Raw genomic sequence first — 15,085 nt, forward strand, 5'->3', positions numbered from 1 at the left:
TGTTTATTATTTCCATAATATAGTCTGCCTTATCTCTACTGCTGAACTTCTTAACCTTTCTTAAACTAATTACCATTCCCTTTTGGACTTCAAGCCTCTACTATATGTACACTTGATTTCATTGTGACTGGATTGTTGTTATGCGCAAAATAAGCAAAAAGTCTGCTATCAAATGGGGTGTCATCGCCTTAATCATCGTAGCATTAGGGGCTTTGGCCTATACTTTTTTAAAACCAGAGGAAGAAAAACCCAGTTATTTAACCGCACCTGTTGAGGTTGGTGATATCGAAAACAATGTCATGGCATCAGGTAAAGTTAAAGCACTTAATACCGTCGATGTCGGTGCACAGGTTTCTGGTGAGGTCACAAACCTCTATGTAGAAGTGGGTGACGAGGTGAAACAAGGCGATTTGATTGCACAGATTGATCAAGTGACTCAGAAGAACAGCCTGAGCAATGAACAAGCCAGTCTTGAGCAAAGTGAAGCCGCGCTACAAAGTGCGCAAGCAGAATCGTTAAGCAAACAAGCGAGTCTAAAAAGTGCCTATGCCGATCTTGCCAGCCGTCAGTCTGAGCTCAAACAAGCACAGTCTGACTTTGCGCGCTTGCAAGGCTTACTGGCTATCGATGCGATATCGCAGCAGGATTATGATACGCAAGCGACAAAGGTTGCTACCGCTCAGGCATCAGTAGCCAATGCCCGCGCTGCTATTGATACAGCACAAGCCGCCATTGCAACAGCCACTGCAAACATCAATAGCCAACAAGCAGCATTACGAAAGTCTCAAACCAATGTCGCAACGGCTCAAGAAGACCTTAGCTATACAACGATTCGCGCGCCAATATCAGGTACTGTCGTCTCAGTGACCACAGAGCAAGGCACGACGGTCAATGCCAATCAAACAGCCCCGACCATCGTAACTTTAGCAGATTTGTCTACTGTTAGAATCAACGCACAAATCTCCGAAGCCGATGTTATCAATGTCAATGCTGGTATGCCCGCCTACTTTAATATCATCGGTAATCCAGACAAGCAGTATGATGCGACACTGACAGCTATTGAGCCGGCACCCGAGGAAATTAGCAAGACCAGCTCAACCGATTCTGCAATCTACTATGTTGGCTACGTAGAAGTAGCTAACCCTGAGCGATTATTTCGTATTGATATGACCGCCCAGATTTATATCATCATCGATCAAGCCAAAGATACCCTACTTGTACCATCAGCAGCCATACAAGAAAGACCCGCGAGAAATCAAACTGAAGGTCAAGCAAAAACCAGCAAGGTTGTACGCGTACTAAATGATGACGGCACAGTAGAACCTCGCACAGTAGAAGTGGGCATTGATAACCGAGTAAATGCGCAAATTTTAAGCGGATTGGAAGAAGGTGAGCAAGTCATCATCGGCGAAGCTAGTGCCAAAGCTCCAGGTAACCGTGGTGGTGGTGGTACTCGTATACCTGGTACTCCAAGGATGTAATTAATTCTTTGACTATGTTAACGATAAAAGGGCTTGAGCAACTTAGCCCTTTTCTCACGACACTCACTATCTTTGATTAAAGACATTGCTATGACTATATCTCAATCTACTAAACAGCCGACTGACAGCACTAGTGCTTCGATAGAAACCAAATCACCGAATAATATCAATACTGCAGCTACCGCTGACAAGCCAATTATGGAGCTGTCGGGTATTATTCGAGAGTTTGCTGCCGGAGAGCAAACCATTCGCGTATTGCACGAGGTTAATTTAACGATTAATCAAGGTGAAATGGTCGCGATTATCGGGCAATCTGGCTCTGGTAAGTCTACACTAATGAATATCTTGGGTTGCTTAGATCAGGCGACAGCAGGTGACTATAAGATTTATGGCCAATCAGCAAACAAGCTAGAGGCAGATGAATTGGCTGAGTTACGCCGAGAGCATTTTGGCTTTATCTTTCAGCGCTACCACCTGCTTGGTGACATTAGCGCTAAAGATAACGTTGCCGTCCCTGCCGTATATGCTGGTATGAACACTGAGGCACGAATCAATCGCGCAGAAAAGCTCTTGACTGATCTAGGTCTTGGTGAAAAAGTAAATAATCGTCCTAGCCAGCTCTCAGGCGGCCAACAGCAGCGTGTTTCTGTTGCTCGTGCCCTGATGAATGGTGGCGATGTTATCTTAGCAGATGAGCCAACTGGTGCACTAGATAGCAAATCTGGCGAAGACGTGATGGCGATCTTACATGATCTAAATGCTAAAGGTCATACCATTATCATGGTCACTCATGATCCCAAACTTGCTGCCCAAGCCGAACGAGTTATTGAGTTAAAAGATGGTTACGTCATTGCAGATTACAAAACTGAGCATTATAAACCGACAACTCAACACCCAGAATCTATCCTCGGTGGACATCGTAAAAGTGCCTTTGGCAGTTTTGTGGATCGTTTGCTCGAAGCTTTTAAAATGTCCTTACTTGCCATGCGTGCACACAAGATGCGCACCTTGCTGACCATGTTAGGCATTATCATCGGTATCGCTGCGGTTGTGTCTATCGTTGGTCTTGGTCAAGGCTCTCAGCAGCAAATTCTCGCAAATATTAGCTCGCTAGGAACCAATACCATCACCGTCAATGACGGCTACCCTAGAGGCGACCCGCGACGTAAATATAATGACGACAACCTCACACCAGAAGATGCAGAAGCGGTCAGCAGTCAACCGTATGTTATCAATGTGAGCCCTCAAGTCAATACCAGCTCTAGTGTACGCTATCGCAGCGTGCAGGAAGACTCGACCATCAATGGTGTTGGTGAGTATTATCTAGAGGTCACTGGTGAGACGCTGGCATTAGGTCAAGGTTTCGATTCGCAAAGTATCGACCTTCGCAGTCAAGATATTATTATCGATGACAATGCCAAGAGTGCTTTTTTTGCAGATATAGATAACCCTATCGGAGAAGTCATACTCATCGGTAGTGTGCCTGGACGCGTGGTTGGCGTCCTTGAGGCAAGCGACGGTGGCTTTGGACCAAGTAGCACGACACCTGTCATATATATGCCTTATACCACTGTGATGTCACGTATAACTGGTAGTGCAAATATTGATAGTTTTATAGCACTGTTAGATGATAGTGTCTCATCTAGTGTAGCTGAGTCAGCTATTTCCGACATAATAGAAGGTCGCCATGGTAAAGATGATTTTAATATTATTAACTCAGATTCTATTCGTCAGACCATTGAATCAACGACAGGTACTATGACACTGCTCATCTCATCGGTTGCTGTTATCTCATTGATCGTTGGTGGTATTGGTGTGATGAATATTATGCTAGTATCGGTCACGGAACGCACTAATGAAATTGGTGTACGTATGGCAGTTGGGGCTCGTCAAAACGATATCATGCAGCAGTTTTTGATAGAAGCCGTACTCGTCTGTATTTTGGGCGGCTTATTAGGTATTGGACTGGCCTTTGCTATTGGTGAAATCATTAATAATTTTGCTGGTGATAGCTTTAAAGTGATTTACTCACCAACCTCTATCATTGCTGCATTTATATGTTCAACACTGATTGGTGTCGTATTTGGATTCTTGCCAGCGCGTAATGCTGCTAAATTAGATCCTGTTGAAGCACTGTCTAGGGACTAAAACGTCGCGACTGACGTTTTAAATAGGCATTTACTGCCATGAAACAGCCACCAATAAGCCAAATTATATAAAAAAACGCATTTTTTCGCATTAATTGCACTTTTTTTATATTACGGGGTTGTAATTGTCCTGATAGTGTATATAATGTGCTCTCACGTTTAGGGATAGAAATTCTTTAAACGTTGAAACAAACTTAATGCCTCTTTTAATGTTGATTAACCTAATATTAAAAATTAAGTTTAAAGACATTTTTTAGATGTCTAGTTTTAATAAGTTTGCCTTCAAGGAAATTTATCTTGTAGTAGATATAAACCTAGTAAAGGTATAGAGTTTTTAGAATTTACGAAAATGTAAATTCTCTTGCACTCAGATGAAGTACTACTTCATTTTATCTTCGCTCAGGGCCGATAGCTCAGTTGGTNNTCGCGGTCGGCCCACCATATTTAGTATTATGCTTGTTATGTACATTGCCCTATCAGGTATTGGCATAATAAGTAACAAAGTTTAAGAAGCTTTCTTTTAGAAAACTTCACCGAATTTACGAAGTTGTAAATTCACTTGCAGAGTTAAAAAAGCCATGCTTTTTTATATACTCTTCAGGGCCGATAGCTCAGTTGGTANNTCGCGGTCGGCCCACCATATTTAGAAAACCCAGTCATTATGTTAATAGTGACTGGGCTTTTTTTTGTTTAAAATTTCACTTTATTTTTTACGGTTTCGTTTAAAAATAGTGAAGTCAGCGTCTTTTCGCCACAGTAGCTTATGCTTAATCGTGTCTTTAATCGTCCGTGGATGCTTGGGTGCTTGCGTAATCAGCATATCAAACGTTTCTGCGTCGATTGCCAGCTCACATCCATGTGCCATCATGACCATAGAAGGTTTTAACGCCTTTATTCTTTGTAGTGACTGAATATAGACTTTAGGATCATAAATAGGAAAAGGCGCCACGAACTTATGACGCAGTTTGATAATTAAATCTGCCGTATAGACTTGCCGACTTGGTATATGAAATAGAGATAAATCACGATCTGTATGACCGGGTGTTTCCAGTACTCGCCATTCATCAAATTTTGGCACGCTATCCCCATCTTTAACGATAATATCAGGCGTAAGATGGGCAGGATAATACAGATTTTTAAGGGAGCGACCTTGACGTCTGGCCACATAATGCGCAAGATTTATATCCACAAAATGCATGGCATGCCCACCGATACCGCGATACCATTGATGCTTTTTTTCTGCCGAAACAATGATACAGCCCGTCTCTTTTCTAAATTGATGAGCGCCGCCTGCATGATCAGGATGCATATGGGTCACCACGACGACTTTTAGATCGCTGATTGGTCGCTGTAACGTCGTTCTAATATAATCTAATACCATCGCTACATCAGGGCGGCAACCACCGTCCAGCAGCATGATTTTATCTGGATATACCGCAAGATAAGTACTTTGGATATATCCTTCTAAACGTATAATTTCACATAAACTCATTTGCATTCCCTGCTACATGATTGCTCACTGTTATAGTATCCCTACTATAGGAGGCGCTTTTAATGCGCCTTAATAGGATTTAGTATAGCGCCCACCATTCAACTTGTAATGACTTTGAGTGAACGCTTGTGACTATTTTTCTTGAGATGGGCTTTATCTGAAATAGGTTTGCTTCTTAGCTCTTTTTTTGGCTTAATCATCATTGGCTAAAAAGCAAAAACCTAACATTAATGTTAGGTTTTTATTTGAGTTTTTACTGCCTATTAATTCATGCTGTTTTTAAATTAGAATGGTAAAACCAATGCCTCTTTATCGTCACTGGTGATTTCCATATACTGATAAATTCCTTTTCTATCATAAATCTGGGTTTCTAAAGAGTAGCCAAACCCTGGTTGATATGCTCGGCCCATTTGAGCAACTCCATCACTACCCAATGCAATTGCCATCAGATACTGCTGCTCACTGGTATTTTTAGAGGCCTCTAATGACATATCAGTGGGGTTATTTAGATAAATTACTTTTTTCCCAGCTACTGTTTTGACGCCTTCTTCTAGTATTTGAGGTGAAACATTATAATTGATGGCATAAGTACAAACTGGTTGTATATTATACAAAGTAGCACCAAGAATGTCTTTGTTAAAGACCAGTCCACTGTTACTCAATTTAAGCGCACAAACCAAATCTTCAATTTTTGAGTGAGCGTCACGATACGCTTTTAATGTTGAATACTTGTTGGCATCTCCTGATTGATTATTTCCTGAGAAAAAATCCACATCTTCAAGCGTTATTACCTCACCTTGCGTTAAAATAAAGTCGATATTGTATCTTTTAGCCCCGCCCGGAAGACCTACCGCTTTAATAATAACGTCATATTTTGAGCTGCCTTTATCAAAAATCAGCTTACCCGCGCCTACCTTAAAATCACTTCTATAATCAGGAAACGTAAGTTCGTCGCGGCTGCCCCATTTGCCATTGTAGCTTAGAGTATCTCCAGTAAAGTATCTATTATAAAAAAAGTCTTCCGTAATACCATCACTGACTGAGAGCCATTGCTTTAATGCAGGCTCATACATCCAATGGCGTTCAACAATTTTATTTAAACTTTCGTCCAGCTTGTACTGTTTAACAAAAGTACAATATGTTCGATTCTTGTCCGTACAGCTATAACCCTGCGGGTTATTATCCTCGTAGCGACCAATGTCAATATCAAATATTCCTGTTTTAAGGTCATTCAATCCGTCATTATTAGCTTCAATATCTAATGGCTTATTATTGAGAGGTAATGAAGGTAGGGTCAAAGTATCTTTTAGCTCTACTGCTTCAGGTTTCGGTATTTCAGGTCTGGGTTTTGAATTTTCTGGCTTGGGTTTTTCGGGTTTCGGTTTTTCAGTATTTATCTGTTCGTTAGAAGCAGCATTATCGCTGCCACTTGATCCGCCACAACCTACTAGACTGCCTGTCAGTAGAATCAACAAACTAAGTGATAAATTCTTATTAAGTGTTTTCACGATAAAAATTCCGGACGAATAGTATTGTTAGATAATTTAAACTTTATTTAACAAAAAAACAACTAAAATACACATTGAGTTTTTATTCTATTTTCAAATATTTGGGCGCTACCAAGCACTCTGAAATTAGCTTTAAAAATTCAATAAAAAACCCAGCGCTAAGGCTGAGTTCTTTATTAGAGGTCTAAAAAAACTACGCCAAATCACGAACCTTTGGCTCACGTTCCCACAGACGAGATTTGGCATTCTCAATAAAAGTATCCAATTCAGCTAGTGGCGTGACAAAGGCATCTTTTTCGATAGGTAGCTTACTTAAGATAAACTCATCGGTCGCGCCGCAATAAGCAATGGCTTTGCAATGACCATACGCATCGTTGAACCAATCTAATGCTGAGCTGTCTTTGGCTAGCTTCTTAGCTTGCTCTGGCATAATGATACTCACGACTGCGTCAAACATCACTGATGGACCGCCAGCGAGACGCTCATCAGCCTGTATGCGCGTCTCATCATCTAAGACAACTTCCTTATTGGGTGCAACGATTTTCACGCTAGCACCCTGCGCTTTTGCCGCCTCTTCGAACTTTTTGATTTCACTATGCTTTGAGCCTTCAGCGACCAAGATACCAATCAAACGGCCTTTTAAACTCTTAGGCGTTAGACCAATCGTTTGTACTGCTTTCGATGTCGCCATATCCTGTACAGGAGCAGCGGCATCAGCAGGCTCTGGCAGTTCCATACCTAGCGCTTTTGCCACACGATTTGCCAAGTCTTCATCGATATGCGGTAGATGACTCAGCATACGCGTACGTACATGCGCCGTATCTACTTTACCTAGCTCAAAGGCATAAGCAGAAGCAATGTGCGCTTGCTCAGCTGGTGTTTGGCTACGATAGAACATGCGCGGTTGACTATAATGATCGGCAAAGCTCTCTGCGCGCACGCGACCTTTCACACCATCATCCAACTGCTCATGGAATGATTCAAAGCCACGCTTGGCGCTTTCACGTGGTCTGGTTGGGTCTAAACTTTGTGGTTCATAGAGTACACGAGTCTTAGGTACTTGCATCTGCATATGACCATCTTGCTGATTATTGGCAAACGGACATTTCGGCGCGTTGATTGGAATTTGGGCAAAATTAGGCGAACCTAAACGTGATAATTGCGTGTCTAGATAACTGAACAAACGACCTTGTAATAATGGATCGTTACTGAAGTCGATACCTGGTGGCAGATGCGATGGACAGAACGCCACTTGCTCCGTTTCTGCAAAGAAATTATCGGGATAACGGTTCAGCACCATTTTACCCACGACTTTCACTGGCACCATCTCTTCTGGAATCAGCTTGGTGGCATCTAGATGATCAAACGGGAATTTATCAGCCTCTTCTTCAGTAAATAACTGGACGCCAAACTCCCATTCAGGATAGTCGCCATTATTAATGGCTTCAAACAAATCACGGCGATGATAATCAGGGTCAGCGCCTGAGATTTTTACCGCCTCATCCCACGTGGTTGACTGTACACCGAGTACAGGTTTCCAATGGAAACGGACAAAGGTACTCTTGCCTTCTTTGTTGATTAAACGATAGCTGTGAATACCAAAGCCTTCCATCATGCGTAAACTGCGTGGTAGTGCACGATCACTCATCAGCCAAATTAAATTATGCATGGTCTCAGGACTTAATGACACAAAGTCCCAAAAGGTGTCATGCGCCGAAGCAGCTTGCGGAAATCCACGATCCGGCTCTGGTTTGACCGCATGAATGAGGTCTGGAAACTTCATCGCATCTTGAATAAAGAAAATTGGCATGTTGTTACCCACGATGTCCCAATTACCTTCTTCGGTATAAATCTTCACAGCAAAACCACGCACATCACGTGGCGTATCTTTTGAGCCTTTGTTACCTGCAACCGTAGAAAAACGGGTAAATAAAGGCGTCTGTTTACCTGTTTCAGTCAAAATTTTCGCCGTGGTGTATTTTTCGAGCGACTCAGTGAGTTCAAAATAACCGTGAGCAGCACTACCACGCGCATGAACAATACGCTCAGGAATACGCTCATGGTCAAAATGATGGATTTTTTCTCGTAACACAAAGTCCTCTAATAAGGTTGGCCCACGTGCGCCTGCTTTTAGAGAGTTTTGATTGTCAGAGATGATGACACCTTGTTGGGTCGTCAATACTTTGGTGTCATCCCCTGCGCGCTGGTGAGTCTCACCGCCATTGCCACGTTCCGTATTCATATCTTTAGCGGGGTCAGTATGATCAATATTATTTTTCATTATGCATCCTAGCTAGTAATTAAAAGTAGGCTCTATTTCTTTAGAACTTTTGTATAGAGCTGTCTTTAATATTAGCCAAAAAATATGACTAATTCATGGCACTCCTTGTTGATATTTGGTTAAAGTTTGCAGCCGTGATAAAGCCGTAATTTCAGCGTATTTAAACAGAGCCTCAACGTTGACGATAGATTCTTGTCATGTAGTGATTTTTTAAGGTATGCTCTTAGGAAGCATTAAAACAGTTGATAAATAAAATGGGCATGGTTTTAGCCAACTATTTATCTTTTTTATACGATTATAAGGCGACATACCATGTTATCAACTTCAAAGACTACGTCCAAAAAACCTTATCACTCATTGCTAATGGGTGCGTCAATCGGACTAATGGCACTGACTTTCAGCCAAACAGCTGCCGCCATTACAACCAAAAATATTACCTATACCGTGGATGATCAAGCATACGAAGGCTATTACGCCAAAGCCGACAAAGCTAATGCGCCTTTTATCCTACTCATTCATGATTGGGATGGATTGACAGACTATGAGCGCAAACGTGCTGACATGTTAGCCACGGAGGGCTACAACGTATTGGCGGCAGACATGTTCGGGCAAGGCGTTCGTCCTACTTCTATTGAAGAAAACAAACGCTTAACTGGGGAATTATACGATAATCGCAATAAAATGCGCCGCATACTTCAAGGTGCGTTGAATGCTGGAAGACTACAAGGTAATGATGTGCGTAAAGGCACTACCATGGGATATTGTTTTGGCGGTACCGTTGCTCTGGAGCTGGCGCGCTCAGGATTTGAGCAAAAAGCATTTGTACCCTTCCATGGTGCCTTCGATATTCCAACAGGTCAAAGTTATGACAAGACAACTGGAGAAATCTTAGTATTCCATGGCTCTGCTGATGAATCTGTCTCTCTAGAGAGCTTCGCAACTTTGGGTAAGACATTAGAAGCAGCAAAAGTACCGCATGAGATGGTGACATATAGTGGTGCACCACATGCCTTTAGCGTGTTCGGCAGTGATAGATATGATGCACGTGCCGATGAGCGCTCGTGGAAACGCTATTTGGATTTTTTAGCAAATGAATATAAATAACTTTAATTCATATCCTATAAGAACAGCGACCCTTAATTATTAACCAGCCTATCTCATTGATAAATGAGTCGATTAAAAGCCAAGGAAGCCAATTATGTTATTGAAGAACGACGTATTGCGTGCGAGTGTTAGATTGTTAGGCGCATTTTTAGGTGAGGCCATTTCTCGCCAATCTGGTGAGGATACCCTACGTACTATCGAAACATTGCGCAAAGGCTTTATTCAGGAGCGCCGTGAGCATAATCCAACACACAAACAGCAGCTGATCGATCTTATTGCCTCATTAGACAATCAAACCTTAAAAAACGTCATTCGCGCATTCTCTATTTACTTTTTTCTCGCCAATTTAACGGAAGAAAACTATCTGCGTGAGCAACGCCGTACTATGCGTGCCCAGTCCAATCAAAGCTGGGAAGGATCCTTTCGCCGCACCTTGTTAGAATGCCGTGAGCGGCAAATCGAACCTGCGCAAATCAAAGAGCTTATTGATCACCTTAAATTTATTCCTGTTTTTACGGCTCATCCTACCGAAGCCCGTAGACGCACCACCATGAATATCTTGCAGACCCTCTATGAGCATACCGATGCCATGAGCGACTATTCCGAAGGTAGCCTAGCCTTTATGCAAGCTAAGCAAAAGACAGCAGAAACCATTGACTTACTGTGGTCATCAGACGAAGTTCGCAGCCGAAAACCTTTGGTTTATGATGAAATAAACAACGGCTTACACTATTTTGATGCCAGCTTATTCACTGCCATTCCCAAAGTATATCGTAATATAAAAGACGCTATCGTCGATATCTATCCTGAGTTAATCGACTACCCTTTACCCGCCTTTGTCAGTTTTGGCTCTTGGATTGGCGGCGATAGAGATGGCAATCCATTCGTCACCCACGAAACCACTGAAATGGCGGTATTGATGCATGCTAATACCGTGCTACGCCATTACCAAGTATTGGTCAGAAAATTGCGTCGTGAGCTGATTCATAGCGATACTATCGTCGATATCGCGCCAGAGATTTATACCCGTATCAAAGACTACAGCACACTCGATCAAAAAGTCTTTTGCTACAATCCTGATGATTACAATAATGAGCCGTACCGAAGACTGCTGTCCATTATTCTGGCTAAAATAAAAGCGACCAACCAGCATATCCAAAGCCAAGGCACAGATGAGGAGGCTGCAAAAGAGGCTTACTCAACACCGACGGCCTTGCTAGATGATTTACGCCTTATTCGCAAAAGTGTCAATACTCATGACAAAGCGCATAGCGAAGGCTTACTACTTGATACCATTCGCCTAGTCAAAACCTGTGGATTCCATTTAGCCTCGCTAGATATTCGCCAAGATTCAGGATATCACGGCGAAGTCATTGCAGATATTTTTGCTAGCGCCTCAAATCTGCCCGACTATCACACCCTCAGCGAAACAGAGCGGCAAGAATGGCTAACGCGTTTGCTAGAAAAGCCGGGTGCACCGCTGATTTATACCGACAACTTAAGCGCGCAAACACATGAGCAGCTTGCTCTAATGAATTCTGTCGCTAAACTGCGTAAACTGGTTGGCGACGATACTTTTGGTAGCTATGTAATTTCGATGACCAATAACGCCAGTCAGCTATTAGAGGTGCTGCTACTGATGCGTTTTGCAGGCTTATCGGGTATTGATAAGAATGGGCATTTATTTTCTGCCCTACCAGTTGCGCCACTGTTTGAAACCATCGAAGATTTAAAAAATATCGATAAGATTATGCCAATGGTGTTGGACAATCCGCTGTATCGGGAGCTACTTGAGCACTCAGGAAACATTCAAGAGATTATGCTTGGCTACTCAGACTCTTCTAAAGACGGCGGCATTATTACCTCCGCTTGGCAATTATATAGTGCCCAGCAAACCATCACCGATATCGCCAATCAATATGGTATCACCACTCGCCTGTTCCATGGTCGTGGTGGTTCCGTCAGTCGTGGTGGTGGCTCAACCCATCAAGCCATCGCCGCGCAGCCTGCTGGCACTTTACATGGACAGATCAAGTTCACTGAACAAGGCGAAGTACTTTACGCCAAGTATGCTAATCCAGATACTGCCGTGTTTGAATTAACCATGGGAATCACGGGGGCGCTAAAAGCCAGCTCGTCACGATTTGTCGAACAACCCAAACAGCTAGATAGCTATGAAGCGTTGTTTGCTGATTTGGCAGATGCAGGCGAACAGCAATATCGAGAGCTGACGGATAATACAGAGGGCTTCTATCAGTTTTATTCTGAGGCCACACCAGTACAAGAGATTTCATTGCTCAATATTGGCTCGCGTCCTGCTCACCGTAAAAAAGGACTTCCGAGCAAATCGACGATTCGGGCGATACCGTGGGTATTTGGCTGGTCATTGGCGCGCTTTACCCTTCCCGCTTGGTATGGCGTCGGCAGCGCTTTAGATAGCGTCAAAAAAGACGAAGCGTTAATGAAGGAGATGAATAAAAACTGGCCGTTTTTCAATGTCTTTATCAGTAATATTGAAATGGCTTTTACAAAATCCGAGATGAATATCGCCCGTGCATACAGTCAACTGTGTAAAGACGAAAGCTTACGTGAGCAAGTCATGAAGGCAGTGATTGATGAGCATGAACTGACGCACGCAGGTCTCAACTCCTTGCTAGAACAAGCGTCTTTACTCTCAAGCCAACAAGAATTGGCTAATTCATTAGAATGGCGTAACGCCTATTTAGATCCCATCAACTACATCCAGATTGAGCTACTCAAGCGTATGCGCCAGCCTGATAACGCTAGTGATGATAAATTGGAAAATAACGAGAGACTGGCTGTCGAAGATGCATTGATTCGTAGTATCAATGCTTTGGCAGCAGGGCTACGCAATACAGGTTAGTATTTATAAATAGGTTGGTCTTTACGGATTCGAACTTATATAAAGCTGAGTTGATTCATAGTGTTATCACAGTGAATCAACTCAGCTTTTTACGTTAATAGAGTTTTTCGAATACTAATATTTGATTGTTAGATAGCATCTCATAACGCTTACTTAACATTAAATGATGTGTATTTGCCAAATCTATAACGTCTTCTAAATGACGGATGCCACTGTTAGCATCGCGCTGGCGCAAGCTATGATCAAACTGACGATTGCTTGCGCTGCTATAACTGCCATTTTCGTTAAAGGGTCCATAAACGATGAATTTACCATTTAAGGGTAGCATATCACCGACCAATTGGAATAATTTAGCCACTAAAGTCCACGACATAATATGCAAGGTATTGGCGGTAAATACTGCATCATAAGGCGCATCGGCAACCTCATTGCCTGGCACTGAATCACGCGATACATCAAAAGTAAGCGGTGCATATAAATTAGGGGCAGGATAAGCAGCATGCCAAGCATTGATGGTAGCGTGATTAGCAAACACATCACTGGTCTGCCATGTTAAATAGGTCAATCTTGGTGCGCAATACACACTATGCTGACCGGTTCCAGAACCAACCTCTAACACGTGCTTAAAGTCTTTTAGCTCTTCTTGTAGAACTGTCAGAATCGGCTGTTTATTATTTTCACACGCTTGAGAAAATGGTAGATTAGCAACGATATTAGCATCAGTATTACCTAAGTTATCATTAACCATAAAAACACCTTATTAATAAATACCCGCTTCTACCCCAGCTGCCAGTGTCATCGCTAGCTCTTCGACTTGATCAGTAAAGATTTCTTGCCAATCACCTTGTAAAATCAGCGCCTCTTGAATCCATGACCAGCGCAAACCAGTGGTAATGGTTTTGAGCGCAAGCTTAGTACCTGTCCCATCATGCCCAGCTCGAATATATACCGCAAAAGGCATGCCTTGCTTCTTCTCTAACACAGGGTAATAACAACGATCAAAGAAATCCTTGGTCAGCCCTGCCATATACGCCAAATTCTCAGTCGTTCCTAATAATAGTGCGTCAGCTGCCAATACATCTTCAGGCTGGGTATCTTGTGGTGACTTCAATATGACATTAATGTCTAACTCAGGATGATTGGCACCATAATAAGCCGCTTGCGCTAACTTCTTAGTATTAGGTGATGGCGCATGCGCAACGATAAGCAAGGTTTTGCTAGCCATCTCAACCATCCTTATAAAGGTCACTGGTTTTTGGAATTAACAATTCTTGGAATCAGTAGTTCTTAGAATTAAAAGCTCTTAGAATTAATGGCTTCTGGAATGAATAGTCACTTTTTGAATGATATCAGGATGGATACTTTTCGCAACCGGACAAGTCAGCGCGGTGTTATAAAATATCTTTTGCGTCTTGTCATCTAACGCTTGATTAAAAGTAATGGCAATATGCACTTCACTAACGCGTCTTGGATCAGCAGCCATTATTTTGATCACCTCGCTCGTAGTACCTGCGATATCAATCTCCATATCAAGGGCTTTGATGCCGATGATGGTCAGCATACAACTGGCTAAACTCGTCGCCAATAAATCAGTCGGCGAAAATGCCTCGCCTTTGCCTTGGTTGTCCGTTGGCGCATCGGTGATGATTTCATTGTTTGATTGCAAATGAATGGCGGTGGTACGCAAATCGCCTTGGTAGGTTAATTTTGAAGTTGTCATAGGGTTCTCTTTAAGAATTAATGTTTCTGTCAGACTATCATCTTAATTTTTATAAGTAGTGTTGCAATATGGATGCGAAAGCTGCGCATTACTTAGCAAACCCGTTCCACCATCTTCTTTACGAATTTTATGATCGATTGAAATAGATTTTTGATGAAGAATTCCTCCACATATCTTGCATTTTGGAGAAGTTTTAATCGCTTCAGAAATATATGCCGCGCTTTTCGTCGACTTTGAAAACGATGTAGAAGCGGTTTCTTCTTGGTGTAAGTCATCCAGATTTAGATATGAAAAATCGGATGACTTACTTAGCATTATTAATACTTCATCAGATTCGGTAGCATTGCTAAGATTATCGAGAATAGCATGGAAAAACTTAACTAAAGGGGAGTTTCCCAAACTTTGTGTAACTGCTTATAATCCACTAACCGGAGAATAAGCAATGACTACTCAATCTGACATTAAAAA

At 42.4% G+C, this 15,085-nt stretch carries 11 protein-coding genes; 4 read left to right on the forward strand and 7 right to left on the reverse strand.

Features of this window, described 5'->3' with window-relative positions:
• Positions 1-140 precede the first annotated feature (140 nt).
• Positions 141-1,481, forward strand: a complete 1,341-nt coding sequence (locus B2575_RS08015; protein WP_201559971.1) for an efflux RND transporter periplasmic adaptor subunit — start codon at positions 141-143, stop codon at positions 1,479-1,481.
• A 198-nt stretch (positions 1,482-1,679) separates the two neighbouring features.
• Positions 1,680-3,629: a MacB family efflux pump subunit gene (locus B2575_RS08020; RefSeq protein WP_227675939.1), complete on the forward strand. Its 1,950-nt coding sequence runs from the start codon at positions 1,680-1,682 to the stop codon at positions 3,627-3,629.
• A 702-nt stretch (positions 3,630-4,331) separates the two neighbouring features.
• Here the strand turns inward: B2575_RS08020 and B2575_RS08025 are convergent.
• From B2575_RS08025 to B2575_RS08035, 3 genes are all read right to left on the reverse strand, one after another.
• The gene (locus B2575_RS08025) at positions 4,332-5,120 is read right to left on the reverse strand and encodes an MBL fold metallo-hydrolase (protein ID WP_201553445.1); all 789 of its coding nucleotides are present in this window, start codon (positions 5,118-5,120) and stop codon (positions 4,332-4,334) included.
• 284 nt (positions 5,121-5,404) lie between these two features.
• Entirely contained in the window at positions 5,405-6,628 is a 1,224-nt protein-coding gene (locus tag B2575_RS08030) for a hypothetical protein (RefSeq protein WP_201553436.1), read from the reverse strand.
• Positions 6,629-6,821: 193 nt separating this feature from the next.
• A complete protein-coding gene (locus B2575_RS08035) occupies positions 6,822-8,909 on the reverse strand; it encodes a catalase (RefSeq protein ID WP_201553435.1) in 2,088 nt (695 codons plus the stop codon).
• A gap of 312 nt (positions 8,910-9,221) precedes the next feature.
• Here B2575_RS08035 and B2575_RS08040 point away from each other — a divergent pair, with 312 nt between their 5' ends.
• Together B2575_RS08040 and ppc are read left to right on the forward strand one after the other, a co-directional pair.
• Entirely contained in the window at positions 9,222-10,013 is a 792-nt protein-coding gene (locus tag B2575_RS08040) for a dienelactone hydrolase family protein (RefSeq protein WP_201553433.1), read from the forward strand.
• Positions 10,014-10,107: 94 nt separating this feature from the next.
• Positions 10,108-12,897, forward strand: a complete 2,790-nt coding sequence (ppc, locus tag B2575_RS08045; protein ID WP_296241085.1) for a phosphoenolpyruvate carboxylase — start codon at positions 10,108-10,110, stop codon at positions 12,895-12,897.
• Between the two features lie 94 nt (positions 12,898-12,991).
• On the opposite strand, the gene B2575_RS08050 is transcribed toward ppc, so the two are convergent.
• From B2575_RS08050 to B2575_RS08065, 4 genes are all read right to left on the reverse strand, one after another.
• Complete coding sequence (locus B2575_RS08050; RefSeq protein ID WP_296241087.1) at positions 12,992-13,645, reverse strand: DUF938 domain-containing protein; 654 nt, start codon at positions 13,643-13,645, stop codon at positions 12,992-12,994.
• A gap of 12 nt (positions 13,646-13,657) precedes the next feature.
• Complete coding sequence (locus tag B2575_RS08055; RefSeq protein ID WP_296241090.1) at positions 13,658-14,122, reverse strand: flavodoxin family protein; 465 nt, start codon at positions 14,120-14,122, stop codon at positions 13,658-13,660.
• An 84-nt stretch (positions 14,123-14,206) separates the two neighbouring features.
• On the reverse strand, positions 14,207-14,617 hold the full coding sequence (locus B2575_RS08060) for an OsmC family protein (RefSeq protein ID WP_296241093.1): 411 nt from the start codon (positions 14,615-14,617) through the stop codon (positions 14,207-14,209).
• A 42-nt stretch (positions 14,618-14,659) separates the two neighbouring features.
• Positions 14,660-15,016, reverse strand: a complete 357-nt coding sequence (locus B2575_RS08065; protein ID WP_296241095.1) for an HNH endonuclease — start codon at positions 15,014-15,016, stop codon at positions 14,660-14,662.
• Between the last annotated feature and the right edge of the window lie 69 nt (positions 15,017-15,085).

This window comes from Psychrobacter sp. UBA6739, assembly GCF_002453835.1.
GTDB lineage: Bacteria > Pseudomonadota > Gammaproteobacteria > Pseudomonadales > Moraxellaceae > Psychrobacter > Psychrobacter immobilis_A.